The 24752-nt window shown below is 69.1% G+C and carries 21 protein-coding genes and 4 pseudogenes; 12 read left to right on the forward strand and 13 right to left on the reverse strand.

All coding sequences use genetic code 11. The features are described from left to right. Positions 1-326: 326 nt before the first annotated feature. The 5 genes and pseudogenes from AB0M46_RS27100 to AB0M46_RS27120 all read right to left on the reverse strand — a co-directional run bounded on the left by AB0M46_RS27100 (position 327) and on the right by AB0M46_RS27120 (position 6936). On the reverse strand, positions 327-2402 hold the full coding sequence (locus AB0M46_RS27100) for an HAD-IC family P-type ATPase (protein WP_363340291.1): 2076 nt from the start codon (positions 2400-2402) through the stop codon (positions 327-329). 46 nt (positions 2403-2448) lie between these two features. Continuing rightward, entirely contained in the window at positions 2449-3054 is a 606-nt protein-coding gene (locus AB0M46_RS27105) for a DUF308 domain-containing protein (RefSeq protein WP_363340293.1), read from the reverse strand. Between the two features lie 95 nt (positions 3055-3149). Next, complete coding sequence (locus AB0M46_RS27110) at positions 3150-4181, reverse strand: TIGR00341 family protein (RefSeq protein ID WP_363340295.1); 1032 nt, start codon at positions 4179-4181, stop codon at positions 3150-3152. A gap of 13 nt (positions 4182-4194) precedes the next feature. Then, positions 4195-6098, reverse strand: a pseudogene (locus AB0M46_RS27115) (glycoside hydrolase family 15 protein). Positions 6099-6296: 198 nt separating this feature from the next. Continuing rightward, positions 6297-6936: pseudogene (locus tag AB0M46_RS27120) on the reverse strand (IS6 family transposase). 41 nt (positions 6937-6977) lie between these two features. Here AB0M46_RS27120 and AB0M46_RS27125 point away from each other — a divergent pair. Both AB0M46_RS27125 and AB0M46_RS27130 read left to right on the forward strand, forming a co-directional pair. Next, positions 6978-7655, forward strand: a pseudogene (locus AB0M46_RS27125) (RNaseH domain-containing protein); the annotation flags it as partial. 89 nt (positions 7656-7744) lie between these two features. Further along, entirely contained in the window at positions 7745-8275 is a 531-nt protein-coding gene (locus AB0M46_RS27130; protein WP_363340393.1) for an RNaseH domain-containing protein, read from the forward strand. A gap of 938 nt (positions 8276-9213) precedes the next feature. Here AB0M46_RS27130 and AB0M46_RS27135 read toward each other — a convergent pair. The 5 genes from AB0M46_RS27135 to AB0M46_RS27155 form a co-directional block, all read right to left on the reverse strand. Further along, positions 9214-9666: an SRPBCC family protein gene (locus AB0M46_RS27135; RefSeq protein ID WP_363340297.1), complete on the reverse strand. Its 453-nt coding sequence runs from the start codon at positions 9664-9666 to the stop codon at positions 9214-9216. Positions 9667-10049: 383 nt separating this feature from the next. Beyond that, a complete protein-coding gene (locus AB0M46_RS27140; protein ID WP_363340299.1) occupies positions 10050-11027 on the reverse strand; it encodes a hypothetical protein in 978 nt (325 codons plus the stop codon). Positions 11028-11491: 464 nt separating this feature from the next. Continuing rightward, on the reverse strand, positions 11492-11992 hold the full coding sequence (locus AB0M46_RS27145; protein WP_363340301.1) for a DUF1707 and DUF4190 domain-containing protein: 501 nt from the start codon (positions 11990-11992) through the stop codon (positions 11492-11494). Between the two features lie 803 nt (positions 11993-12795). Beyond that, the gene (locus AB0M46_RS27150) at positions 12796-13563 is read right to left on the reverse strand and encodes a hypothetical protein (RefSeq protein ID WP_363340303.1); all 768 of its coding nucleotides are present in this window, start codon (positions 13561-13563) and stop codon (positions 12796-12798) included. Beyond that, entirely contained in the window at positions 13560-14285 is a 726-nt protein-coding gene (locus AB0M46_RS27155; RefSeq protein WP_363340305.1) for an ATP-binding cassette domain-containing protein, read from the reverse strand. The genes AB0M46_RS27150 and AB0M46_RS27155 overlap by 4 nt, the downstream gene beginning before the upstream one ends. Before the next feature lie 102 nt (positions 14286-14387). On the opposite strand from AB0M46_RS27155, the gene AB0M46_RS27160 reads away from it, so the two are divergent. The 3 genes and pseudogenes from AB0M46_RS27160 to AB0M46_RS27170 all read left to right on the forward strand — a co-directional run bounded on the left by AB0M46_RS27160 (position 14388) and on the right by AB0M46_RS27170 (position 16659). Then, on the forward strand, positions 14388-15527 hold the full coding sequence (locus tag AB0M46_RS27160) for a sensor histidine kinase (RefSeq protein ID WP_363340307.1): 1140 nt from the start codon (positions 14388-14390) through the stop codon (positions 15525-15527). Beyond that, positions 15524-16170 (forward strand): annotated as a pseudogene (locus tag AB0M46_RS27165) (response regulator transcription factor). The gene AB0M46_RS27160 and the pseudogene AB0M46_RS27165 overlap by 4 nt, the downstream one beginning before the upstream one ends. A gap of 102 nt (positions 16171-16272) precedes the next feature. Beyond that, positions 16273-16659: a hypothetical protein gene (locus AB0M46_RS27170; RefSeq protein WP_363340395.1), complete on the forward strand. Its 387-nt coding sequence runs from the start codon at positions 16273-16275 to the stop codon at positions 16657-16659. A gap of 330 nt (positions 16660-16989) precedes the next feature. Here AB0M46_RS27170 and AB0M46_RS27175 read toward each other — a convergent pair whose 3' ends face one another. Then, positions 16990-17514 carry an SHOCT domain-containing protein gene (locus tag AB0M46_RS27175; RefSeq protein WP_363340397.1) on the reverse strand — a complete coding sequence of 175 codons (525 nt, stop codon included), beginning with the start codon at positions 17512-17514 and terminating at the stop codon, positions 16990-16992. A gap of 273 nt (positions 17515-17787) precedes the next feature. Here AB0M46_RS27175 and AB0M46_RS27180 point away from each other — a divergent pair, with 273 nt between their 5' ends. The 5 genes from AB0M46_RS27180 to AB0M46_RS27200 all read left to right on the forward strand — a co-directional run bounded on the left by AB0M46_RS27180 (position 17788) and on the right by AB0M46_RS27200 (position 20186). Continuing rightward, positions 17788-18159: a metalloregulator ArsR/SmtB family transcription factor gene (locus AB0M46_RS27180; RefSeq protein WP_363340309.1), complete on the forward strand. Its 372-nt coding sequence runs from the start codon at positions 17788-17790 to the stop codon at positions 18157-18159. A gap of 52 nt (positions 18160-18211) precedes the next feature. After that, positions 18212-18403, forward strand: coding sequence for a gas vesicle protein GvpJ (gene gvpJ / locus AB0M46_RS27185; RefSeq protein ID WP_363340399.1), 192 nt, complete (start codon positions 18212-18214; stop codon positions 18401-18403). Between the two features lie 33 nt (positions 18404-18436). Continuing rightward, entirely contained in the window at positions 18437-18976 is a 540-nt protein-coding gene (locus tag AB0M46_RS27190) for an AAA family ATPase (protein WP_363340311.1), read from the forward strand. A 167-nt stretch (positions 18977-19143) separates the two neighbouring features. Continuing rightward, positions 19144-19473, forward strand: a complete 330-nt coding sequence (locus tag AB0M46_RS27195; protein ID WP_363340313.1) for a helix-turn-helix domain-containing protein — start codon at positions 19144-19146, stop codon at positions 19471-19473. Beyond that, positions 19473-20186: a cation transporter gene (locus AB0M46_RS27200; protein WP_363340315.1), complete on the forward strand. Its 714-nt coding sequence runs from the start codon at positions 19473-19475 to the stop codon at positions 20184-20186. The genes AB0M46_RS27195 and AB0M46_RS27200 overlap by 1 nt, the downstream gene beginning before the upstream one ends. Before the next feature lie 201 nt (positions 20187-20387). On the opposite strand, the gene AB0M46_RS27205 is transcribed toward AB0M46_RS27200, so the two are convergent. Next, on the reverse strand, positions 20388-21554 hold the full coding sequence (locus tag AB0M46_RS27205; protein ID WP_363340317.1) for a nucleoside hydrolase: 1167 nt from the start codon (positions 21552-21554) through the stop codon (positions 20388-20390). A gap of 503 nt (positions 21555-22057) precedes the next feature. Between AB0M46_RS27205 and AB0M46_RS27210 the strand changes: the two genes are divergently transcribed. Next, on the forward strand, positions 22058-23104 hold the full coding sequence (locus AB0M46_RS27210) for a LacI family DNA-binding transcriptional regulator (protein WP_363340319.1): 1047 nt from the start codon (positions 22058-22060) through the stop codon (positions 23102-23104). A gap of 318 nt (positions 23105-23422) precedes the next feature. Here the strand turns inward: AB0M46_RS27210 and AB0M46_RS27215 are convergent, their stop codons facing one another. Then, positions 23423-23800 (reverse strand): VOC family protein, encoded by a 378-nt coding sequence (locus AB0M46_RS27215; protein ID WP_363340321.1) that lies wholly within the window; start codon positions 23798-23800, stop codon positions 23423-23425. Between the two features lie 166 nt (positions 23801-23966). On the opposite strand from AB0M46_RS27215, the gene AB0M46_RS27220 reads away from it, so the two are divergent. Beyond that, positions 23967-24725 (forward strand): glucose 1-dehydrogenase, encoded by a 759-nt coding sequence (locus AB0M46_RS27220; protein WP_363340323.1) that lies wholly within the window; start codon positions 23967-23969, stop codon positions 24723-24725. The last annotated feature ends 27 nt before the right edge of the window (positions 24726-24752 follow it).

Consider the following 24752-nt stretch of genomic DNA (forward strand, 5'->3'; position numbering starts at 1 on the left):
CCTGCCTAACGCCATCCCAGCAAACTACCCGAAATAGATCCAAAACGATGGCCGCCACGCCAGTGGCGGCCATCGTTTAACACCAGTCACCTAGGTCGTGTCTCGTGGATCATCGGCGGCGAGGTCGCGGGGCCAGATTTTGATGGTGGCGATGTCTATCGTGGCCAAGTACATGAAGGCGCGCTTGTCATAGCGGGTGGCCACGGCGCGGAACTGTTTGAGCTTGCCAACCCGGGATCGGTGAGTTCAAATCGAGCGGCCATAGCGTCCCGGATAACAACCGGGACGCTATGGATCATCCCGCTTCATGATCCGCGAGACACGACCTAGTCCCGCCACGCCACGTCCGGCCACTGCGGCCAGGTGACCGCCTGCGGCAGCGGCCCGACGACCTCGCTGCCGCTGCCCATGGCGACGCCGATGTCGGCCTGTTTCAGGGCGGCGGCGTCGTTGACCGCGTCGCCGGTCATCGCCACGACCAGCCCCTGCCCTTGCAGGGACCGGGTGAGGCGGAGTTTGTCCTGCGGCGAGACCCGGCCGAAGACGTGCAGCCTCGGCAGCCGGCGGGTGAGCTCGTCGTCGGGCAGGCCCTGCAGGTCCGGGCCGCTGATCGTGCCCGGTCCCAGGTGCAGCGTCTCGCCGATGGCCCGGGCCGTCGCGGCGTGGTCGCCGGTGATCATCCGGACGTCGATGCCGGCGTCCTGCGCGGTCCGGACCGCGGCCTTGGCCTCGGCGCGCAGCGGGTCGATGATCCCGACCAGGCCGATGTGGCCGAGGCGGTGCGTCAGCGTCATCGGGTCGGTGCGCATCGCCGGTTCCTCGTCGGGGTCCAGGAGCCGGGCGGCGAAGGCGAGGACCCGCAGGCCCTGCCCACCCATCCGGTCGTTGGCGGCGTCGATGCCGGTCCGGGCCGCGCCGATCGGTTCCTGGCCGCCGTGCAGCGGTCCGCCGGTGTGGGTGCAGCGGTCCAGCACCACGTCGGGTGCTCCCTTGATCAGCTCGACGATCCGGTCGATGCCGTCGACCTGGACGCGGTGGAAGGTGGCCATGAACTTGTAGTCGGAGTCGAACGGCACCTCGGCGAGGCGCGGGTAGGTGTGGCGGGTCTCTTCGGCGTTGACGCCGAGCTTGGCCGCGAGGACCACCAGCGCCGCCTCGGTCGGGTCGCCGATGACTGTGCCGTCGTCGTCGGCGACGGTCGCGTCGCTGTCCAGCGCGAGCCCCAGCGCCAGCCCGGTGAAGTCGGGCGTGGGTGTGCCGGCGACGGCCGTGATCCCGCCGGTCTTGCGGTAGCCCGCGCCGTCGACGGTGAACCAGGCGCCGCTGGCGTGGATGACCGAGACCATCATCTCGTTCATCGTCAGCGTGCCGGTCTTGTCGGTGTTGATGGTGCTGGTGGCGCCGAGCGTCTCGACGTCGGTGAGGTTCTTGACGACGGCCTTCGCGCGGGCGAGGTCCTTGGCGCCGTACGCGAGGAGCCCTGAGACGAACGCGGGCAGGCCGGTCGGGATCGCCGAGATCGCCATCGCCGTGCCCAGCAGCGCCACCTCGCTGAGCGGCAGGCCCCGCAGCCAGCCGACCACGACGATGAACGCGACCGCTGTCCACGCGACGACGCCCAGGACCCGGGTCAGCGAGTCCAGCTCCCGTTGCAGCGGCGAACGGGTCCGCTGCACCGTGTTGAGCATGGTCGCGATCCGGCCCATCTCGGTCCGCATCCCGGTTGCGGTGACCGCCATCGCCGCCGTGCCGCGGGTGACGGACGTGTTCTGGAAGAGCATGTTGGACCGGTCGCCAAGTGCCACACCGCCGCCGTCGGAGACCGCGGGCAGGACGGCGCTGTCCTTGGCCACCGGGGCGCTCTCGCCGGTCAGCGCCGCCTCCTGGGTCTCGAGGGTCGCCGAGCGCAGCACGCGCCCGTCCGCCGGGACCAGATCGCCGGCCTCGACCTGCACGACGTCGCCGGGAACCAGTTCGGCGGCGGGCACCATGACCAGGCCGCTGTCGCGAACGACCCTGGCCTGCGGCACCTGCGCCGTGGCGAGCGCGTCGACGCTGGCCCTGGCCCGCAGCTCCTGCCGGGCGCCGAGGACCACGTTGAGCGCCACCAGCAGCCCGACGACGACCGCGGTGAGGAACCCGCCGGACACCAGGCCGACCGCGACCACGACGACGAGCATGACGTTCATCGGGTCGCGCAGCTGCCGCAGCGCCACCGACCACGCCGACGGTGGCCGCTCCCGGGCGATGCTGTTCGGCCCGTACGAGACGAGCCGGCCGGCCGCCGCACCGCTGTCCAGCCCGCGGTCGGCGTCGCTGCCGAGCGCCGTCACCACCTCGGCCTGCGGCCTCGCGTACCACGGCGTCTCGGTCTGATCGATGGTGCTGGTCGCACCGGTCATCGCGAGCCCCCCTTTCGGCGTCACCTGTCGGAACGTTCCCTGTCGTTCAGTGATGGCCGGAGGGCACCGCGGCGGTGTCGTGCTGACGGAGCTGGAACGCGAATGCGACCTCGGCGGCGCCGATGAGCAGGGCGCTGATCCCGGTGAGCAGAACCGTCAGGCCCAGGGATAGGCCGGGCCAGAACAGGAACGCCAGACCGGCCAGCAGGGACACGGCGCCGATCGCGATCAGCGACGTGCGGATCCGGCCGTGGGTGAGGAACGCGATGGACAACTCAGCGATACCGCTGACCAACCAGGCCAGGCCGATGATGGCGGCCAGGACGGCCACGCCGGTGGCCACATGCTGCAGGCAGGCGATGCCGCCCACGATCAGCAGCACACCGACGCCGCCGAGCAGCACCCGCCTGCCGGTGCTCTGGTCGTGGCCGAACGCGCCGTAGACCCGGATCGCGCCGGCGACGAGCAGCCACACCCCGACGAGCACACCCAGCAGCGACAGCGTCTTTCCCGGCCAGGCGAGGACCGCGACGCCGAACAGGATGGTGATCAACCCGAGGCCGACGATCTCCCGGAACGGTTCGACCGCCGCCGCCGGTTTGGCCTGGTCGTGCCGCCGGTTCTGCCGGTGATGCCAGGGAAAACTGGTCATGCCCGCCTCCGTTCAACGTCTGCGGCCGTTCACCCTCCATGCTTGGCGGCGGGGCACCCGGGCCGCCTCACCCGGCCGGGGCCGGTCCACCCCGGTCAGGGAACGGTGCCCGCGTCGAGCCGCTGACCGTGCACCGCTTCCACGACGATCCGGACTCCGGCGGGCACCTGGCCGTGCAGCGCGGTGAGCAGATCCCCGACCGATGGCAGCGGTTGCGGCGTCAGAACGTCGATGACCGCGGTCCGTGACGCGACGGTGACGGTGACGACCTCGGCGCCGGGCACGGCGGCGATCCACCGGCCGGCGATCGTGGTGATGCGCTGGGTCCACCGGTCGACCTGCAGGTTGGCGGCGGTGTTCGCGCCCAGCGGGACGATCAGGACGACCAGCAGCAGCGTGATCGCCGCGTAGCCGGCCCGCGGTCCCCTGACGGTGCCACGGGCGGTGCCCCGGGCCTCCCGGGCGTAACCGTAGCCGGCGAAGACCATGGTGCCGGCCAGGACCAGGGACACCACGTTGGACGCGAACAGGACCAGCGCACCGGCGCCGAGCGCGAACTCGCCCTGCCCGGCGCAGACCCCGGCCACGGCGAGGGGCGGCACCAGGGAGATGGCGATCGCCACGCCCGGCAGCACGTCGCTGACGTCTCGCCGGGACAGCCCGACCGCGCCGGCGAGCCCGGTCGCGACCGCGGCGGCCAGGTCGGCGAGCCGCGGCGAGGTGCGGCCGGACACCTGCGCGTTGGCCAGGAGGTTCGCGTTGCCCGGTATGGCGAGGGACGCGAGCACGCCGACGGCGACGACCGCGGCGAAGCCCAGCGCGACGAACCCGGCCGAGCGCAGCAGCAGCCGCCGGTCGCCGGTCACGATGCCCAGCGCCATGCCCATGATCGGCGTCGACAGCGGCGCGATGATCATCGCGCCGATCACGGTGGCGGTCGAGTCCGCGAGGACCCCGGCGCCGGCGATCACCGCGGAGATGAGCAGCATCGACCAGAACGCGGACTGCTTCGCCGAGGCGTCGCCACGGGTCAGGTCGAGGTGGTCGGCGAGGGCGTCGATCGGCTTGCGCTGGCTGCCGGGCAGCAGCCGGGGCCACCACCCGCGGGCCGGTGTGCTGTCGTTCACAGCGCCGCGCGGGTCATGCGCCGCTCATTGCTGCGGCCCGTGCGTCCTGGCCGGCACCGTTGCCGTGCTGGTTGCCGTGCTGGTGGTCGAGTTGGTGGTCGAGTTGGTGGTCGAGGTTGATGGCGGCGTTGATCAGGGACAGGTGGCTGAACGCCTGCGGGAAGTTGCCGAGTTGCTCGCCGGTGAGGCCGACCTCCTCGGCGTAGAGGCCGAGCGGGTTGGCGTAGGTCTGCATCTTGTCGAAGACCAGCCGCGCCTGCGTGAGCCGCCCGGCGCGGGCGAGCGCCTCCACGTACCAGAACGTGCAGAGCGAGAACGTGCCCTCGTGGCCGCGCAGGCCGTCCGGGGACGCGCTCGGGTTGTACCGGTAGACCAGGCTGTCCGACACCAGCTCCCGGTCGATGGCGTCCAGGGTGGACAGCCACCGCGGGTCGGTCGGTGTGATGAACCCCGACACCGGCATGAGCAGCAGCGAGGGCGTCCATGACGTCGGAGTCGTAGTGCTGGGTGAAGCTGCGCGTGCGGTCGTTCCAGCCGCGGGTCATCAGCTGCTGGTAGACGGCGTCGCGGGCGGCGGTCCACCGGGCGAGGTCCGCGGGCCGGCCGCGGCGCGTGGCGATGCGGATCGCCCGGTCCAGCGCCACCCAGCACTGGAACCGGCCGTAGGTGAAGTCCTTGCGGCCGCCGCGGGTCTCCCAGATGCCCTCCTCGGGCTGGTCCCAGTGCTCGCACAGCCAGTCGACGATCCCGGCGACGCTCATCCACCCGTCATGCGCCATACCCTGGCCCTGGGCATCGGCCCGGTACAGCGCGTCGAGGGCCTCACCGTCGACGTCCAGCTGCAGCTGGTCGGCGGCCTCATTGCCGATGCGGACCGGCTTGGACCCGCGCCAGCCCTCGAAGTGTTCGAGGGTCTCCTCGGTGAGGTCGGAAGTGCCGTCCACCCGGTACATCACCTTCAGCGGACCCGACCGCCCGTCGTTGCTCTCCACGACGCGGTCCTTGAGCCAGCTCCCGAACGCCGCCGCCTCATCGGTGTAGCCGAGGCCGAGCAGCGCGTGCACCGAGAACGACCTGTCACGGATCCAGGTGTAGCGGTAGTCCCAGGTGCGTTCACCGCCGGTGAGCTCCGGCAGGCCGGCCGTCGGCGCGGCCACCGGTGCCCCGGTCGGGGCGTAGGTGAGCAGCTTGAGGGTGATCGCGGACCGGGCGACCATCTCCCGCCACCGGCCCCGGTAGGTCGAGGCGTGCACCCAGTCCCGCCAGAACCGTGCGGTGTCCTCACCCAGCCGCTGCAGCTCGGCGGTCGGCATCCGGGTCGGGCGGCCGCCCATGGACTCCAGGACGATGCCGGCGGTCTCGCCCTCCCGCATCGCCTTGGTGATGTGCAGGTCATCGCCGTGGCGCTGTACCTCGTTGTCGTGCTGCGCCACGCCCACGGGGTGCACGGTCAGCTCCTGGCCGGCAGCGGAGAACACCGCGCCGTCACTTCCCAGATCGAGCTTGTGCGGCAGCCGCCCGTAGTCGAAGCGAGGCGCGATGTCGATGGTGAACCGCATCGTGCCGCGCACCATCCGCACCATCCGCACCATCCGCACCAGGCGGTGCCGGTCGGTGGCGACGGTCCCGGCGACCGGCATGAAGTCGGTGACCTCGCCGACGCCCTCCAGGGTCATGAACCGGGTGATCAGCATCCCGGTGTCCGGCAGATACAGCTGTCGGCTCACGTAGTCCTCCGTGTCCGGCGCGATCCGGCAATGACCGCCCCGCCCGGCGTCCAGCAGCGACGCGAACACGCTCGGCGAGTCGAACCGGGGACAGCACCACCAGTCCACCGACCCGTCACCGCTGACCAACGCCGCGGTCTGCAGATCACCGAATCAGTCCGTGATCACCGATGTCCGGGTACCGATGCATGACACACTCCCTCGCTGCTGAGCCGCTCCTAAACCAGCCCGTCAACGCTGACCGGCGGATGTGCCAGCCGCGTCGCCCGCCGGGGAGGACCTCCGGGGGATACAAGCGCGCCGGCCAGGGCGACGGCCGCGATCGGACTCGAGGGCGCTGTTGCGTTAGCCGATCGGAGGGCACGTTCGAGTGAGGGCGGCCGGTCATTCAGATGACGGTGGCGAGCTCGTTGAACGCTGCGGCGACACGGAGGCCACGTGGCGCGTCGGTGCTCCAGTTCGTAGTGGCCGCGGCGGAGATTCTGCATGAACGCGTGTCCGGCGATGATCGTCTGGGCAGTCCGGTCGGTGCGTAGCCCGCGCATCGGTCTGAGCCGCTGTTTCAGCTGGCTGTGGTCTGCTTCTACCCGGTTGTTGGCATGCCGTTCGACGTGGTGCCACGCCGACGGGATCACCTCGTCGAGGACGGCCGGGTACACCGGTGCCGCGTCGGTGACCACCTCGGTGGGTCGCACCTTCAACGTAGTCATCGCCCGGCGGAAGAACCGGCGTGCCGCAGCGGCGTCGCGGCGGGCGGAGACGAGTACGTCGATGACCTGGCCGTGCTGGTCGACGGCCCGGTACACGTACCGCCAGACGCCGTTGACCTTGACGTAGGTTTCGTCGGCGTACCACCTGTCGCCAGGGGCATGCCGGCACCACCGGGCCGCTTCAGCCAGCAGCGGAGTGAAGCGTTGGACCCAGCGGAAGACGGTGACGTGGTCGACCTCGGCACCTCGCTCGATCAGGAGTTCTTCGACGTCGCGGTAGGACAGGTTGTACCGCAGGTACAGTCGGACCGCGACCATGATCACGTCCGGCGGGAACCGGAACCCGGCGAACGCCGACCGTGCCGGCAGGGCAGGACGCCAGCGGTTGGGGACCTTCACGACTCAAGCGTGCCCGACCAGGGCAACGCTCAACGCAACAGAGCCCCTGTCTCAAACCCGCAGGACCAGACGACCTCATCGCCGCCATCTGCGAAACCAAGTGGACCGGGAGCAAGATCACTAATGACGGGAAGTACCCAACCCGAAAGGCACTCGCCGGGCAGCGCATCGTCAGCCAGTTCCTCGTCGCAAAGGACTCGACCGACGACCCGGACAGCGTCGATCATCCCGCATCGGCCGCGATCCGCGACATCCTGAAGTCGTGCGGCATCGTCGACAACCGCCTCGCCTACGCCGTCGGCGCGACCCCGGAAGTCCCGAAAGATGCACCGCTGACCGAGCCGGTCACCCTGGTCGGGATCCATTTCCGACGCCACGTGTACAAGAAGTTCAGGGGGCGCCCACGCAGGGCGCCGAAGCTCGTTGCCGTCCTCACCGCGGTGCATCTCGACGCCGATCCACAGTCCACGCCCCGCATCGAGATGTACGCCAACGGCCAATGGCTCCGCTACGCCGAAGGCATCACCGCCTTCCACGCCAACGAAATCGGCACCGAACACTGGGGAAGAGACGCAGCCGGCGCCCTCGCCGTCCGCAACCACATCGAAGAGGCAATGGACAGCCTCGTACTTCCCGAAGGCAGCCAACGCGTCGTCATCGTCCTCGACAAGGAGGAGGCCCGGACCATCTATGCCGGTGCTGGCGACAATCCGACGGTGACGGGCCGCTGCCCGGACGTCGACTTGCACAGGAGGGCGTTGACGTTGCCGTCGTACGCATTGCGCTCGGCCCGCACGCCCCCCGGCCAGCCACCGCGTTCCGCGAGGGCGACAACCTCGAGCAGATGAAGCCGTCCTACCACAAGAGAATCTTGTTCGTGAACAACGACGGCGAAGAACCGACGTGGCTGCTCACCCAAGACTCGCACCAGCACCAGGGCGCCAAGTCACCCCAACGGATCGGCGCGCAGATGTCCCGGGAGGACTTCGGCGAGATTGCCGCCAGTCGGATGAGCAAGGACATGCACGCCACCAGCCGCGTCGAGATTGTTGTTCCGAGCGCCGGCTGCTCCGAACCCGGCCATCTCGCCGTTCTCATCGCCCGCCTGTGTGACCAAGCTATCGCCTGGGACAGCCGCACCGCACGACCGTCGCCACTCCACCTGGGCCACACCGCAGACCGCGATCATCCCGACTACGGAGACCATGACCCAGGCGGCGAAGCCGACGACGACGAACTTGAGATCGATGACGACTAGGGGCCGCAGCAGGATCACGCTGATCGTCCGGGTCCGGAACGAACGCGTTGTGTTCCGAATGTGTTCGGACGTTCAGCGATTGACGAGCAAGCCTCAACGGATTTCAGCACGCGGCCATGCGGCAGGAGTCGCACGGTCGCATGGATATCGACTCAAGCCCTAGACCAGCGGATACGTAGACCCCTCCATCTGGACGGAGGGGTTGCAAACCAGCACGTTCGTATGAGAAAGTCATCGTGGTGAGGACTGCGGAAGGCATCTGACTACGGATCAGAAGGTTAGGGGTTCGAGTCCCTTCGGGCGCGCACCATCAAGAGGCGGTTGACCTGCGGAAACGCAGATCAACCGCCTCTTGTTATGCGTCCACTGCGGACCTGAAGTGTTCCGTAAGCGATCGGCTGGTTCGGAAGCGTCCAGACCGGTATGTGCTGGTCGGCGTGGGTCCGTGTCGTCCGGTCTTCACGACGACCGGCACGCCAGCCAGAGCTCCGGCGCACACGGCGGCCTTGCCAGTGACGTCCAGGAGATCGCCGGGGGGTCACGCATCTCCGGGAAGACGGTGCCGGTCCTGCGGGAGGCTGGCGTGATCCACCAGAGGGATGAGGGAACCCGGCTCGCCAATTGGTGACCTCGGCGGCGGCGTCCTCGCCACCGTCACCGGACTTTTCATCGCCGTGCAGTGCTTCGCCGCCGTGGCCGCTGCACTCTGCGTGGTGGTGCTGTTTGTCCTCGCCCGAGGGCATCGCCGCGCTTCTGCCGTTGCGTCGTCGGCTCCCATCGATACCGCCGCTAACTGGCGCCAGGCCACAACCACTTTCGTGTTCTGCCTGCGGTCGAGCGGTAGAGCGGGCCCGGCTACCCATCGAGGGCAGCACATGGGATGGGTACGTGATGAGTACTGACCGCCTCGGTCAGGTCGGCCTGCCGGATGGCAGGGCCTACAAGTCTGCTCCGGTGGTGAACATCGCGGCCATGGCGGCGAACATCCGGGTGTGTGCTTGTGCGGCTTCGGTGGCTACGAGCCGCCGCAGCGGCCATGGTGCGTGGATGGTCAGCGTTTCCCGGATGGTGGTCGCGTCGCCGGTCGGGGTGAACGTCACCTGCCCGGCCAGCCGGATTCGCGGCGCCTGACGCGCGAGCGTGGCGATCGGACCGTCGGGTGGTGCGGAGATCCGTACCCGGTAGGTAAAGCCGATCCGCAGGCCCGCCACGACCATCCGGTCGGTGACAAGGTAGTCGGTGATCACGGTACCGTCCGCTGCGAGGGCGGTGCCGACCTGGCGCACTGCGACGATCAGCGGGTGGACCAGGCGCAGGTTGGTCAGGTCCAGGTACCAGGCGCGGACCGCCGCCGGCCGGCCCGGGATGGTGGCGGTGATGACACGAGACACGGTGCGCGACATAGCGCCTACACTGCCATCGAGGGCGTGGCGGTGGAACGGTGCAGCGACCAGCTCGTAATCGCGCACGCTCGTCGGCTTCTCCGGACGCCGCGCAGGCGCTCCACGAGGACTGAAACCCACGCGGAGTGACCGTGCGCGGTCAGGCCAGCGCACCCGGACAGCGGCAGATCCGCGCACCGCGACAGTATGCAGATCGTCTGGCCACGGCGGGGCGGAGCCGAGACCGACCGGGAGTCGTCACCGGTGGCCATCCCCGGTGCAACTGCGTACAGGTCGCTCAGGGCGTTTGGCCGGACCAGCACAGGTGCACTCCCGCATCCGCCGGCCAAGCGAGCGCCGTGGAAGTGGCTCGATGACGGGGCCAAGACGCTTCATACGCGTCGTTCGGGTTGCCCGCCTTCTTCGGCGCGCGCAGGGCCGAGGATCTTCCGTAGATCCGCCATCCCGTCTTCGCCGAGCAGAGCGGGGGCGGTCTCCAGGATCAGCTGGACGCTCTCGCCGATCTGCTTCTGCATCGATGCCAGGGTGGCGCTGTCCAGCTCCGGTGTATCGCCACCGTCTTCTATCCGCGCATTGCGCACGATCGCGATCTGCTGCTCGCTGAACAGCCGGGCAGACAGCGCCGCGACGATACGCTGCCGCGCTTCCGCCCGGCTCATACCAGCCCTGTACGCCTCGATAGCGGCAGCCACATCATGCGACGCATCCACAGGCATAACCTCCACCACACCGGCCTCCACCGGCACGGCTTGCACCAGCGCGGCGTCTGCTGGTGCGGCTTCCACCGCGGTGTGCGACTCGACCTCGACGACCGGCTTGCCCTTTTTGCGAGTCAGCCTGTTCCACGCTGATGACGCGGTTGACCCGACAGCCGAGCCGGCCGACGCCACCGCGGAGCCAGCCGATACTGCGGCCGAACCCACGGCGGACCCGGCCGATACGGCAGCCGTACCGACAGCGGAGCCAGCCGACGCCACCACCGACCCGATAGCGGAGCCAACCGATATCGCAGCCGAGCCCACGGCAGAGCCAGCCGACGCCACAGCCGATCCGACAGCCGGGACGGCCGACGCTACCGCCGAGGTGGCGGCCGGGACGGCGGTTTCGGTCACCCACTTTTCGACGTGCGGCTTCGCCACTTCCATGACTTTCAGCGTCACCGCGACAGCGACCGCGACAGCAACCTCGCGCAGGAAGTTCTCGTCCCCGTCGATTGGGCGGAGAGTAACGTGACCCAGGTTGTTCGTGGCGCCGTCACGGGTCAGTGGGCTGAATGAACCGAGCTTCGTCGCCGATCGGGACAGATGCGCCCCGTCCTCCCAGTCGACCCACATCTTCTCCGAAGGCATCCGCCACCCCCCGCAGCACTTTCCCATGGCGCCGCCAACCCCACGCCACGGTACATCGAGCCGCATCATCCCAGAAGCACCGCAGACCATGGCACCGGACAAGATCCGCAAAGCTTTGACCACTCCGGCGATTGCCACCTCGTTGACATTCGGGTCTCGACAGCGAACGCTGCCGTCAGCGGGCCAAGACGCAGCACTCGGTCCGAGTGCCCCCGGAATGCGGCAGATGCGCGCGTCGCCCTGCTCGAGCCTCGCCTTGCGTCGAAGCATGTGTGCGGCATGCTTCGGCCTGAGGCCGTCGGCAAGGGGCGGAGGTTCGCCGCGGGAGCGGTCGCGTTGCTACTCACCCAGAACCGGACAGCAGGCCGGTGTGCACGCCGAACAACACACAGCAGCCGTACCGTCCGGACAGATGCGCGCGAACATCGACCCAGCAGTCGTCTCCGCCGTGCCCGACTGAGGCACTATCGCGTGGTAGGCGTTGTCGGCATGAAAATAAATAGGAGAACCATGACGATCGACGCGGCTATCCCGACGCAGCCAAGGACGAGCCCTGTCATCGCCTTGCCGTGGTCATTCGAGCTGCGCAGCCCGGGTCTACTTAACACGACCGCAGCGATTCCTAATAGACCTCCAATGCCGAAACAAACCGACAAGGGAATGGATGCGATGGCTAGTATCAGCGACGTGATGGTGGTCGTGCGCGTATCACGACCAGGTGCCGTCGTTGGCGCGGACGGCGGCGGCGGCACTCGCACGGTCGGGGATGACGGCGCCCTGGGATCCCAGCGGAACTGCAGCGGAAGATCTGCAAGTTGACTCATGAGCTCATCCGCCGTCTTCGCTGCTGTCACGATGCTCATCCGCTGCTCGAATTCGGGCAGGTCGAGATAGCCCTCCTGAAGGGCATTGCCCAGAAGGTCGAGGACATGAGTCCGTTGTGCGTTCCCGATGCGTTCGTTCATCTTGCTTCACCTGGCACCGGCGGATTCTCCCAGAACACACCCTGACGCCGCGTCCCCCGATTTACCGACGACAAGAGCACCCTCGGCCAAATTTTCAACGAATCATCGACACCCTCCGTGACGTTCCGCAGGTCCGCGCGATGCATGCACCGAGATCGCGCCCGACCTGGACGAATACGTGCACGGCGGGGTGGACCGGCGGGTGGACCGGACCTGGCCGGCCCAAGCGCCGACGACCCGAACTCGCCGACCGTGCCGCGCTCGCGGCCTCCGGCGGGCCGCCGCGGTGCAGATACGCGAGCCGCAACGTCCGCACATCGGCATGTGTGCTCACCCGATCATGGCCGGAGGGCCTCGGCTGACGCCTTGTGGATCGTCGCAGCGGCGCGGTTCGCGATCACGTCGTGTTCCGGGCGTGATCGGATGCCGCGAACCTGTCGAGCACCATCCGCACCGAGACAGCACGTAGGTATTGCCGCGGCGAAGGCGACGTCAGCCGTTGCCGCGAGAGATCGCGTGGACCTGCTGATACGTGCGGCACCTATGGAGTACAGGGCCTTGCGAAACAGCACGCGCGGTGAGAAGAAGACCGTGGGAGAGTGGAACCTACCGGCGACCTGACTACGGATCAGAAGGTTAGGGGTTCGAGTCCCTTCGAGCGCGCAACATCAAGAGGTGGTTGACCTGCGAAAACGCAGATCAACCACCTCTTTTCATTCGTCCACTGTGGACCTCTAGTGTTCCGAAAGCGATCGACTGTTTCGGGGAGCTTGGCCCAGCGGCGGCCGAGGCCGCTGGACGCCTTACGCGTCTCGCCGGAAGCGCACGGCGCCGAGTCCGAGTGCGGCGGTGAGATACAGCGCCAGGTCCAGATACGCCATGCCCAGCGACGGCAGCCTAGGCTTGGCGGCTACCGCGTGGACCTGGGCCACCACATCGCCGGCGTTGGACAGCAGCAGCTTTGAGGGTAGGTAGGACCAGCTCTCGACGGCCTTGGCCGCGCCGTAGGCGAGAAACACGATCGCGATCAGTGCGGCCGTGCCGCTCGCCGGGTGGCGCAGGACCGCGCCCAGGCCGAAGCCGACCATCGTGACGACGGTGAGGTACAGCCCGGCGCTGACCACCGCCCGCAGTACGCCGGGCGTGCCGAGGCCGGCGTCGAGGTGCTTGCCGTGCAGCACCGCCTGGCCGAGCAGGTAGCTGCCGAAGGCCAGCGCCTGCCCGATGACCGCCGCGGTGCCCAAAAGCATGCCCGCCTTCGCGGCGAATGCGACGCCCCGGCGGGGTTGCGCGGTCAATGACGGGATGATGGTGCCGGAGCTGTACTCCGACGTTATCGCGAGGACGCCCAGCACGCCCAGGGCGAGCTGGGCGAACGTCAGCCCGGCGAACGCGCTGCCGAGCGGGTCGAACGCGGCCCGGTCGGGCGCCGCCATGGTGTCCCAGCCCCGTACGGTGCTGACCGTGTCGGCCAGCCCCAGGCCGACGGTGAACGCGGCGGCGACGCCGAGCGCGATCCACGTCGAGCGAACCGACCACAGCTTGATCCATTCCGCGTGCAGTGACCTCATCGCGCACCGTCGCTGCGGTAGGCGACGGCTCCGGCCGTTCGGGCGAAGTAGGCGTCCTCGAGCGTGGCGTACCCATCGCTGAACGCCTCGACGGTCTCGTCGGCGAGCAGCCGTCCGCCGCCGAGCACTACCAGCCGGTCGGCGGCGAGCGCGAGTTCGCTGATGAGATGGCTGGAGACGAGGATCGTGCGCCCCTCGGCGGCCAGGCCGCGCATCAGCCCGCGGATCCAATGCACGCCCTCCGGGTCGAGGCCGTTGACCGGCTCGTCGAGGATCAGGGTCGGCGGGTCGCCGAGCAGTGCGGCGGCGATGCCGAGGCGCTGGCGCATACCGAGGGAGAAGCCGCGTACCCGCCGGCCGGCGACGCTGCTCAGCCCGGCCCGGTCGAGTACCTCGTCGACCCGGCGCCGGTCCAGGCCGTTGCTAGCGGCGAGCCAATGCAGGTGCCGATAGGCGGTCCGCCCGCCGTGGAGGCCGGCCGCGTCGACGAGCGCGCCCGCCTCGCGCAACGGTTCCCGCAATGTCTGATAGGGCCGGCCGTTGACCAGTGCCCGGCCGGACGTCGGCGTGGTCAGCGCGAGGAGTAGGCGGATGGTGGTGGACTTGCCGGCACCGTTCGGGCCGAGGAAGCCGGTGACGCTGCCCGGGCGCACGGAGAACGTCAGGCTGTCGACGGCGGTCTGCGGGCCGTACCGCTTCGTGAGCTGCTGTACCTCGATCATGTCCCCGACCCTGCCGCCGCCGCGGCCGCCCGCGCGTCCGGCCGCGGGCATATGCCCGCAGGCAGACGACGGCCGACGGCCGCCGATCGTAGGCTCGGCGGCATGCGATCGGAGTATCGAGCCCCGCTGCGGCTCCGGCTCGGCCCGCGGCACTGGCTGCTGCTGGACGGGCTCGTCGCCGCCCTCTTCGGCGTCTTCACGTTCGGCATCCTCGGCGCGCGGGAGGCCAACGAGGCGCTCGCCATCACGGCGACCGTGCTCGCCACATCGACGCTGCCCCTTGCGCGCCAGCGGCCGGTGATGGCGGCCGCCGGGGCGCTGGCCGTCTTCTGGCTGTCACCGATCTCGCCGCGCTACGGGTGGATCGCGCTGGTCCCGCTGGCCTATTCGCTCTACCGGGTGGCGGAGCGGCACCGCAGCGCGGTCGCGGCCCCGGCGCTCGGTGCCGGCCTGACCGCGACGGTGGCCGGCACGCTGCCGTCGTTCGAGCATCTCGGCGGGGTGGTGCCGTTCGGGTTCGTGCTCATCGTCGCGTGGACGATTGGATTCGCGGTGCGCCAGCACCGGCTCCATGGCGAGGCGATCCTGCGTCAGGAAGCGCAGCGGGGCGAGGAGCGCGCCGCCCAGGAGCGGACCCGGATCGCCCGCGAGTTACATGACGTCGTCGCGCACGGGATGAGCGTGATCACGGTGCAGGCGGCGTACGCGCGCCTGGTCGTGCGGACCGAGCCGGCGCAGGCGGCCGACGCGCTCGCGGCCATCGAGACGACCGGCCGGCAGTCGCTGGCCGAGCTGCGCCGGCTGCTGTCGATGCTGCGCGCCGGGAACGGAAGTCCCGCCGAGGACGAGCCGGCGCCGAGCCTGATCGACCTGCCGCGGCTCGCCGAGAACACGGCCCACGCCGGCGTGCGGGTCGATCTGTCGGTACAGGGCGAGTCGCTGCCCCTCGGCCCTGGGCTGGAACTGTCGGCGTACCGGATCGTGCAGGAGGCGCTGACCAATGTCGTCAAGCATGCCGGCACCGACCACGCCCGGGTGACGGTCGAGCACCGGCCGGACGCCGTCGTCCTGGACGTCGTGGACCGCGGCCGCGGCGGCGACGTCCGGCAGGAGGGATACGGGCTGACTGGGATGCGCGAACGGGCCGCGCTCTACGGCGGTACCGTGCTCGCCGGACCCATGCCGGACGGCGGTTTCAAGGTCAGTGCCACGCTGCCGCGGCCCGCGGACGGGACGTCGTGACGATCCGGGTCCTCATCGCCGACGACCAGCCGCTCATCCGGTCCGGCCTGCGCGGCATCGTGGGGACCGCCGCCGACCTCACCGTCGTGGGCGAGGCGGCGACCGGACTGCAGGCCGTAGAGGGCATCCTGCGCCTTGAGCCCGACGTGGCGCTGATGGACATCCGGATGCCCGAGCTCGACGGCATCCGCGCCACCGAACGACTCACCGCGGCCGGCTGCGCGACGCGGGTGCTGATCCTCACGACGTTCGACCTCGACGAGTACGTCTACGGGGCGCTGCGGGCCGGGGCCAGCGGGTTCCTGCTCAAGGACGTCCGCCGGACGACCTGCACGCCGCGATCCGCGTCGTGGCCGCCGGTGACGCGCTGCTCGCGCCAAATGTGACGCGCCGACTCGTCGCTGCGTTCGTCGGCGGCGCCGCCGCCGCGACGGGCGAGCTGGACGTGCTCACCGATCGGGAACGGCAGGTGCTCGGGCTGGTCGCCGAGGGGCTCACCAACGCCGAGATCGGCCAGCGGCTGTTCATCACGCCGGGCACGGCGAAGGTGCACGTCGCCCGGCTGCTGTACAAGCTCGGCGCCCGCGACCGTGTCCAGCTCGTGATCATCGCGCACCGCACGGGGCTCGTGGCCTGGCCGTGACGGGGGCCGGCCCGGCGCTGACTTGACATGCTCCGCTTTGCGCGGGAGTGGCTCACGGGCGTTGACTTCGGCTGATGTAAGCCCGGTCTGCGCCTACCGTGCCTGCGTGGTGGCAGCCGACCGCATCCGCGCAGCCGGTACCTCGACGACGAAATCGTGGCGGCCAGAATGGTTGCCAGGATGCGCGCCGCATCGGATGCGGGGGCAGCGGCAGCAGACGCCGCTAGCGTGGTCGGAAGGTTGCTGGAACAGTCGGAAGAATTCGCGCACCTGTGGAGCCGCCACGATGTGCTCCTCCAGAACTACGAGGTGAAACGCATCGAGAGTCCGCTGGTAGGGCTTCTCCGGTTGAACTTCGTTTCCACCGATCTCACGGAAACGGGCCATCGACTGATGGTGATGACACCCGACGACGATCAGACATCGCAGAAACTGCAAGAGCTGCCCGGCATGGTCGCGGGCGGGGCCTCGGGCTGGCCGCGGCGCTGATCCTGCAATGGTGCGGCGACATCGCCTGCATCAACACACCACCCGCGCTTCGGGAGCGTTCCGTCGCGGGCTGGGGTGGATGATGCTGGGCCGGGTGGAACCGATCGCGGCTGCTGTGCGCCTGTAGGAAGTGACCGTGCTCTCCGAACCGGCCGTTCGGGGCGACTTCGACGCGCTCTACGCGGCGCAGTTCGCCCCCATGGTGCGGCTGGCCTGCGTGACGACCGGCCGCTCAAGCCTGCCACGATCTTGCCAACGCTCAATGCGACAGAGCCGTTCGGGCCACCGACGTGTACGGAGCAGTGCGGGTCGGGCGCACCGGGACGGTGCCTACATCTCGGCCAGAATCTTCGCCTTCGCCTGGTCGTACTCGGCTGGCGACAGCGCACCGGAGTCCCGTAGGGACTGCAGCATGGTTAACCTGACCAGCGGGTCCATCGTCGGGGCGGGCTGCGCGGTGCCGGACCCGGCCGTGAACAATTGCCCGTCGTTGATCGTGACCAGCGCGCCGAACGGCTGTGCCGCAGCGTTGCCAAAGGGGTGCGGGTGCGGCGCCACCGGCTGCTGGAACCGTAGTCGGCCCAGGATGAAGCTCGCGATGCTGCCGATGATGGCGAGGGGCAGGATGAATGCCCATTTGCCGGTCCCCGGTGGGCACTGCCGGGCAGAGACGTAGTTACCCCCGGACGCGCAGGAGCCGCCCCGGACCAGCTGAAACAGAGCGAAGAGCGCGACGCCCAGGCAAACGACGCCGAGCAGGAGGCCGATCGCGGAACGGACTCGATACATCACAGCGTGACCGTACAGATCAGAGCGTTCCAGCCGCGTCGTTGCGTACGGAATACGACCCATCATCACGACCACCCGCGTTGGATGGTTGACGGCTTCACCTCCGCGGAGGAGAGGGGGCCCTGTTGCATTGAGCGTTGGCAAGATCGTGGCGGGGTCGAGGCTTGCCACGTCGAGGGCGCAAGTCCCCCAGGTCACCTGTCAGCGGATACGAACGGGTGACAGGGCGTCCCACCGGGTACCAACGGCTGACGGCGGCGATCCGGCGACCGGTGGAGCACCTCGTCATCGGGGGACTGGTCCCGGTTTCACCGGCCAATCGATGGTGTTGGTGGAACTATGGAAGGCGTGGGAACTGCGAAAACTGGTATGCCTGCCATCTCGCCGCTTGCTAGCGAGCCGATTCAGCGGGCCGATGCCGAACGGCTCGCGGGAGTGCTGAAGGCATTCGCCGACCCGGCCCGGCTGCAACTGCTCAGTCTGATCCAGTCCGCTCCGGACGGCGAGGCGTCCGTGAGTGACCTCACCGCGCCGCTAGGCCTCTCCCAGCCGACCGTGAGTCATCACCTTCGGATCCTCACCGAGGCCGGCCTGCTCGAGCGCGAGAAGCGCGGCGTCTGGGCGTACTACCGCCTGGTGCCGTCTTCGATCGCGGCGATAGCCGACCTGTTGACGCCGCCCCGCAAGCGGGCGACGAAGAGGGCCCGCTGAGCGGCACTGTCGAAGGCCAGCGCCGGGGCCGGGGCCGGCAATCCTCGGCTACATCCTCGAGTGCGTCCTCGACCGGGGCATCGTGATCGTCGGCGACATCCGGGTCAGCCTGCTCGACATAGAGCTGTTCACGCTCACGCTGCGGCTGGTGATCGCGTCGGTCGACACGGCGCGGCAGATCACCGTCCCAGGCCTCTCGCGGCCGTTGCTCGGTTGGTCCGGCTGCATGGGACCAAGGTTATGATCGTCGCGATCTTCCGGGTGGGCAGGAGTGCGGATGCGGGTCGGGATCTCCGGGACACACGGGACTGGGAAGACGACGCTTGTCGAGGCGCTGTGCGCGCACCTACCGGGCCACGTCGCGGCGGATGAGCCGTATTACCTCCTCGAAGAGGAGGGCTACGAGTTCCAGTTTCCGCCGTCGCTGGAGGACTACCGGGCTTTGCTGGCCCGCTCGGTGCGGAGCCTGCGCTCGTCGCCGTCGCCGTCCGGGACGATCTTCGACCGGACGCCGTTGGATTACCTCGCATATCTGGCCGCGACCAGCGCGGACCCCTCGGAGGGAGTCGATGGCGCACCGCTACGCTCGGCGTTTGCGAGCCTCGATCTGTTGGTCATCACGGTGATCACACCCGAGACGGAGCAGATTCTACCGGCGGCGGAGATGCCGGGCCTTCGCGCGCGAATGAATGACGCGCTGGTGGAGTTGGTCTACGACGACCCGCTGAACGCCTGGGAGGACACGCCAGTGTTGGAGCTGAGCGGACCGCTCGACGGCCGGCTGGACGCGGTCCTCGCCGCCCTGAAACAGACCTGACGGTAGTGCTCAAGATCGGGCACGTGGGCATCGCCGACCCGGAATCCCGGCTTTCCGCAGGAGTGGGTTCGCAACCCTGATCGGCCGCGCAGCGCTCCCGGGGGCCGGCATCACCTCTGGAACAGTACATCTTCTACTGAATACAGGATCTGCTGTACCGTCGTCCTATGGAAACGGTGACGCATGCAGACGTCCTCGCCCGCTTCGGTCATGCGCTATCCGACCCCACCAGGGCGCGGCTTCTGCTTGCCCTGCGCGCGGCGGCCGGCTACCCGGCCGAGCTCGCCGACCAGCTCGGCGTGACCCGGCAGAACCTGTCCAACCATCTCGCCTGCCTGCGCGGCTGCGGCCTGGTCGTCGGGGTTCCGGAAGGCCGGCGCACCCGATATGAGCTCGCCGACACCCGCATCCGGCACGCCCTCGACGACCTGCTCGGCCTCATCCTCGCGGTCGACCCGCAAGCCTGTCCCGACGCGGCGGACCAGGGCTGCTGCTGATGAGCCTGCCCCTGACCCCGGCAACCTCTGCCGGGCCGCCCTCGCAGCGCCGCGCGGTGCTCACCCGCCGGATTCGCCTACTGGTCGCCGCCACCATCACCTACAACGTCATCGAGGCGATCGTCGCGATCAGCGCCGGCACCGCCGCAAGCTCCACCGCCCTGATCGGCTTCGGGCTCGACTCGGTGATCGAAGTGTCCTCTGCCGCCGCGGTCGCGTGGCAGTTCGCCGGTCGGGACCCCGAGGCCCGGGAGCGGACGGCGCTGCGGATCATCGCCGTGTCGTTCTTCGCGCTCGCTGCTTACGTCACTGTCGAGTCCCTGCGGGCCCTGCTCGGCGGTGCATCCGCCGAGCACTCCACCGTCGGGCTCGTGCTCGCCGCGATCTCGCTCGCGGTCATGCCGGGACTGTCGTGGGCGCAGCGTCGCGCCGGCCACGAGCTCGGCTCGCGCACCGCCGTGGCCGACTCCAAGCAGACGCTGCTGTGTACCTACCTTTCCGCCGTCCTGCTCATCGGGCTCGGACTGAACACCCTGCTCGGCTGGGCCTGGGCCGACCCGGTCGCCGCGATCGTCATCGCCGCCGTCGCGGTCAAAGAAGGCCGCGACGCCTGGCGCGGCGACACCTGCTGCCCGCCGCCCTTCGCCACCCCAACATCCGTCGCCGACGCGGGCTGTGCGGACGGGTGCTGCGACCCGAAGGAGCCCACCTGATAGCCGACGAGTGGCTGCATGGCCTGCGGGTGCAGGACGGACCGTTCGCCGAGACCAAGCCAGCTACATCAAGCAGTAACTGGTCCAGGGCCTGCACGCGGGATCCGCCACGTACAACGGCAGCGGCTCGGACGAGTCGGCTACGCCGCGGCGGCGGGAACCAAGGGTGGTTCCCGCCGCCGGGGCTCAGTACTGCGATGTTCAGATCGGGCGGGTCATCAGGTCCACGTACAGGTTCCAGAACGCGTCGCGGTTGATGTCGAACAGCACCTGCACCTTCTGGGTGCCGCTCGGGAAGTTCGCCGCATTGTTCATGTCGCGGTTACGCGACGGGCCGTAGCCGATCGACCGGCCGTAGTCAGGCCCGAAGGTGGCGTTGATGTCGACGTACCGATCCTCGATCTTGGTCGCGATGGACGGCTCGAGGAAGACAGCGGCGGTGATGGAGTCCCAGACGTAGGACTGCTGGGCCGGGTTCGCCTGGAAGCGGGGGCCCTGGAGGTCCTTGAACATCTTGGTGATCGGAGTCTCCCGCTGGCTGACGATCCGGTCGTACTGCGCCTTGGTGTAGTACACCCGCTCGGCGACGTCGTTCGGCACGATGAGCTGCTTCTTGAACGGGGTGCGCAGGGCGATCTTCGCCGACTCCGGGTCGTACCAGAAGTTGAACTCGGCCGCCGGCGACGTGTTGCCGGGGATGTCGATGGCGCCGCCCATGTAGATGACCTGCTTGACCAGCGGGACGATCTCCGGGTGGGTGCGCACGGCCAGCGCCACGTTCGTGGCCGGCCCCAGGACGAACAGGGTGACCTGGTTCGGATAGCGCTTGACCTGGTCGGCGATGAACTCCACCGCGGCCTGACCGGTGGCCGGCTTGTGCGTCGGGTAGCCGCCGTACGGGGTGTTCTGCAGCTGCAGATACGACGACGGCCGCTTGCGCGTGTACGAGCCGGCGTACTCGACATTGCCGAAGAGCGTCTGCTCGGCGGCCAGCGTGGCCTGCCGGCTGCCCATGAGCGGCTCGCCGGCGCCCGGCACCACGGGCACCTGCGGCTTCTTGATGAGTTCGAGCTGGCGCAGGGAGTAGGCCGTGCCCTCCTCCATCCAGGTGTTGCCGGCCACCACCGTGACGCCCAGCAGGTCAACCTTGCCGGAGTTGGCCAGCATGAACAACGCGATGGCGTCGTCGTTGAGCTGGCCCATGTCGGTGTCGAAGATGACCTTCTCGGTGGCGGACCCGGCGGCGTGCTGCGGCGTCGCGGTACGCTCGGTCTGTTCTGCGTGGCTCGGTTGCGAGGCAAGCAGAATCATGGCGGCACTCGCTGTGCAGGCGGCCGCGATCAACGCGGTGAACCTGTTTCTCTTCACGGTGTTACTACTCCTTCCGACGGGTGGCGCGGCGAGGTGTTCGCCGGATGAAGCGGGTACGGCCGGGCAAGGGCCGTACCCGCGTCCTAGTCCTGGACCCGGTGCGTCGGGGCACCGGGTTGAGTGCGGCATGCATCGTGGAGCGACGTCTTGTCCATCGACGGTTGCGGGATCGTCGTACGACGAGTCGTGGCATCACGCAACTCGTGTTGCTTGTGGGGTGATCAGTAGCCTCGGTGACCTTGGTCGCCTCGCGCAACCCCTCGTTACGAATGCGTTACTTTTCGCGCCACGATCGCCGTCGTTACCTGATCGTGACCGACATCAACCTTGCGTAACGGGTCGCATCACCGGGAGAGTTCTCGTCAACACGAGTTGCAATCGCGTGGCGCGTATCGACGGCGACCCGAGTCGAGTTGTCGACCCATTACTTGCACATCAATGCGTCCGCGGCCATACTGCTGCACCAACACGAGTTGTCAACACGAGTTGGGGGGGATGCGATGGTAACTCGCCGTGACGTAGCGCGCCTGGCCGGTACCTCGGAGGCCGTGGTCAGTTACGTGCTCAACGACGGCCCGCGAAAGGTCGCGCCAGCGACGCGCGGGCGGATTCTCGAGGCCATCAAGGAACTCGGCTACCGCCCCAACGCCGTGGCCCGTTCGCTGAAGACCTCTCGCACGATGACCATCGGGCTCGTCGTGCCCGACAACTCCAACCCGTTCTTCGCCGAGCTGGCCCGAACCATCGAGGACGCCGGCTTCGCCGCGGGCTACACGATGCTGCTGGGCAACGCGATGGGCGACGACGTCCGCGAGGCGAAGTACATCCGGACCCTGATCGACCGGCAGGTCGACGGCCTGATCGTGGTGCCGGCACACGGCCCGCGGGGCTGGATCACCGAGCTGTCCGGCACCCCGGTACCCCGGCTGGTGCTCGACCGCGAACTGGAGCTACCAGGCGCCACCCATGTCCTGGTCGACAACGAGGGCGGCGGCCACGCGGCCACGACCCACCTGCTCCAGCACGGCCGGCAGCGGATCGGCTGCCTCGCCGGCCTCGCCGACATCCACCCGACGGTCGACCGGGTCGCCGGTTGGCGCCGGGCGCTCACGCAGGCCGGGCGGGATCCGGCCGATGCGCCCCTGATGCACGTGCCGTTCGGGCGGGCCGACGGCTATCACGCCGGCCGGCGTCTGCTGTCCGGCGCGCAACGCCCCGACGCGCTGTTCGTCACCAGCGACGAGCAGGCCCTCGGCGTGCTGCGGGCCGCCGCGGAACTCGGCCTGCGGGTCCCGGACGACGTGGCCATCTGCGCGTTCGACGGCATCGACGGCGCCGCCTACACGGTGCCGGCGCTGACCACGATGCGTCAGCCCGTCGACCAGCTCGGTCGCTCGGCGGTCGAGTGGCTGGTTGGCAAGATCGCCGATCCGGAATTGCCGACACGGCGAATCATCCACACCACCACGCTCGTCGCCCGCGGCTCCTGTGGATGTCCGGATCCCGCCGGCGGCGACTCGACGATCGGTGAGCGCCACGATGTCTGAGCCCGGTGCTGTCGTGGTGGGCAGTCCGGACATGGACCTGCGGGTACGGCCGGGCGGCGCCCCGGAACGCGGGGCCGGCTGAAGCTCAGGGCCGGGCTGGAGCTCAGGTCGGCTGCGGCACGGGTCACCGGCGGGGCGATGATCGACCGCCGCCGGTGACCGTGCCGTCCCGCCTCAAGCCGACTGCTCCTGAGCGCGGGCCGGTGACCCGTTGGGACGACCCCCGGCAAAGGTGCGCATCACGCCCGAGTCCTGGAACACGATGGCCCGCGAGGCCAGCCACGCGCCAGTGGCGCGCTCTGGCTGTGGCCGCTCCTTCTACGCTGGGCGTTTGGCGCAGAACTCATTGCCTTCGGGATCGGCCAGTACACGCCAGCCGTCATGGTCGGACACCACTGTGGCTCCCAGCCCGAGGAGTTCGTCCAGGTGAGCCTGGTCTCGGAGCTGGATATCGACATGCATGCGGTTTTTCGCGGTTTTGGGTTCGGGAACTTCCTGGAGGAAGAAAACCAGCGAACCGTCCGGGGAGTCGATGGCCACGGTCGGATCGGTTTCTGGTGTCAGGCCCCGAGCGGCGAGCCGGGCCACCTCGGCCTCGTCGTAGGGTCGGATCTGCCAGCCAAGCGCGGCCGCCCAGAACCGTGCGAGCTTCGACGCATGACGACAGTCCAGCACGATCTCCACGAGGCCGGTCATCCGGTGAACGCTACCGTGGTGTCGAGACCGGCGACTGGCGTGGGTTTCGCCGTGGCCCCGTGGGTAGTTCTCGGCTGGGTCATCGTTCAACGTCGGGTCGCTGACGTTGTGATACGCAACGTGCGGCTCGCCCTGACACGGGATCGTGCGACGGGAGGTCGACGAGATGACGAGAACTGAGCAGGGGAAGGGCGCGGTGATCGTCACCGGCGCGAGCCGGGGTATCGGCGCCGCGATCGCCCAGAAGCTGGCCGATGACGGGTACGGCGTGGTCGTCAACTACGCGGCGGACGCGGCCGGCGCCGAATCGGTGGTATCCGCCATCCGTGGACACGGCGGCCGGGCCATCGCCGTAGGCGCGGACGTGGCGGCACCGGATGCCGTCGCGGACATGTTCGAGCGCGCCCAGCGCGAGCTGGGGCCGTTGGCCGCGCTGGTCAACAACGCCGGGATGACCGGCGAGCAGGCGCGCGTCGATGAGCAGGACGCGGACGCGCTGACCCGGCTGATGCAGGTCAACGTCGTGGGCCCGATGGTGTGCGCCGGGCACGCCGTGCGAGCGATGTCGACCGCGCACGGCGGCACCGGCGGCTCCATTGTCAACATCGCCTCGGTTGCCGCCCGGGCGGTGCCCGGCGTCGAGGGAGTCGTGCCGTACGAGGCCACGAAAGGCGCCGTGGTGACGTTCACTCGTGGCCTGTCGAACGAGGTCGCCCCCGAAGGGATCCGTGTCAACAGCGTCTCGCCAGGCGCTATCGACACGGCAATGGTGGCGCAGACCGCAGGTTCGGCGCAGTTCGCCACGAGCAGCCCGCTCGGTCGCGTGGGCCGGCCAGACGAGATCGCCGATGCCGTGTCGTGGCTGGTCTCGCCGGCGGCGTCGTACGTCACCGGCACCGACATCACCGTCTCCGGCGGGCTATGACCTGGCCAGGATCGCGACGACGGCCGG

This window comes from Dactylosporangium sp. NPDC051485, assembly GCF_040682015.1.
Classification (GTDB): Bacteria; Actinomycetota; Actinomycetes; order Mycobacteriales; family Micromonosporaceae; genus Dactylosporangium.

Bases quoted from the DNA above. Each gene is read 5' to 3' on its own strand.
- AB0M46_RS27160 (WP_363340307.1), top strand. From the start codon at position 14,388: ATGCGATCGGAGTATCGAGCCCCGCTGCGGCTCCGGCTCGGCCCGCGG.
- AB0M46_RS27200 (WP_363340315.1), top strand. From the start codon at position 19,473: ATGAGCCTGCCCCTGACCCCGGCAACCTCTGCCGGGCCGCCCTCGCAG.
- AB0M46_RS27150 (WP_363340303.1), bottom strand. From the start codon at position 13,563: ATGAGGTCACTGCACGCGGAATGGATCAAGCTGTGGTCGGTTCGCTCG.
- AB0M46_RS27145 (WP_363340301.1), bottom strand. From the start codon at position 11,992: ATGAACGAACGCATCGGGAACGCACAACGGACTCATGTCCTCGACCTT.
- AB0M46_RS27195 (WP_363340313.1), top strand. From the start codon at position 19,144: ATGGAAACGGTGACGCATGCAGACGTCCTCGCCCGCTTCGGTCATGCG.
- AB0M46_RS27175 (WP_363340397.1), bottom strand. From the start codon at position 17,514: ATGATGGGTCGTATTCCGTACGCAACGACGCGGCTGGAACGCTCTGAT.
- AB0M46_RS27105 (WP_363340293.1), bottom strand. From the start codon at position 3,054: ATGACCAGTTTTCCCTGGCATCACCGGCAGAACCGGCGGCACGACCAG.
- AB0M46_RS27210 (WP_363340319.1), top strand. From the start codon at position 22,058: ATGGTAACTCGCCGTGACGTAGCGCGCCTGGCCGGTACCTCGGAGGCC.
- AB0M46_RS27220 (WP_363340323.1), top strand. From the start codon at position 23,967: ATGACGAGAACTGAGCAGGGGAAGGGCGCGGTGATCGTCACCGGCGCG.
- AB0M46_RS27180 (WP_363340309.1), top strand. From the start codon at position 17,788: ATGGAAGGCGTGGGAACTGCGAAAACTGGTATGCCTGCCATCTCGCCG.
- AB0M46_RS27190 (WP_363340311.1), top strand. From the start codon at position 18,437: ATGCGGGTCGGGATCTCCGGGACACACGGGACTGGGAAGACGACGCTT.
- AB0M46_RS27155 (WP_363340305.1), bottom strand. From the start codon at position 14,285: ATGATCGAGGTACAGCAGCTCACGAAGCGGTACGGCCCGCAGACCGCC.
- AB0M46_RS27100 (WP_363340291.1), bottom strand. From the start codon at position 2,402: ATGACCGGTGCGACCAGCACCATCGATCAGACCGAGACGCCGTGGTAC.
- AB0M46_RS27215 (WP_363340321.1), bottom strand. From the start codon at position 23,800: ATGACCGGCCTCGTGGAGATCGTGCTGGACTGTCGTCATGCGTCGAAG.
- AB0M46_RS27140 (WP_363340299.1), bottom strand. From the start codon at position 11,027: ATGCCTTCGGAGAAGATGTGGGTCGACTGGGAGGACGGGGCGCATCTG.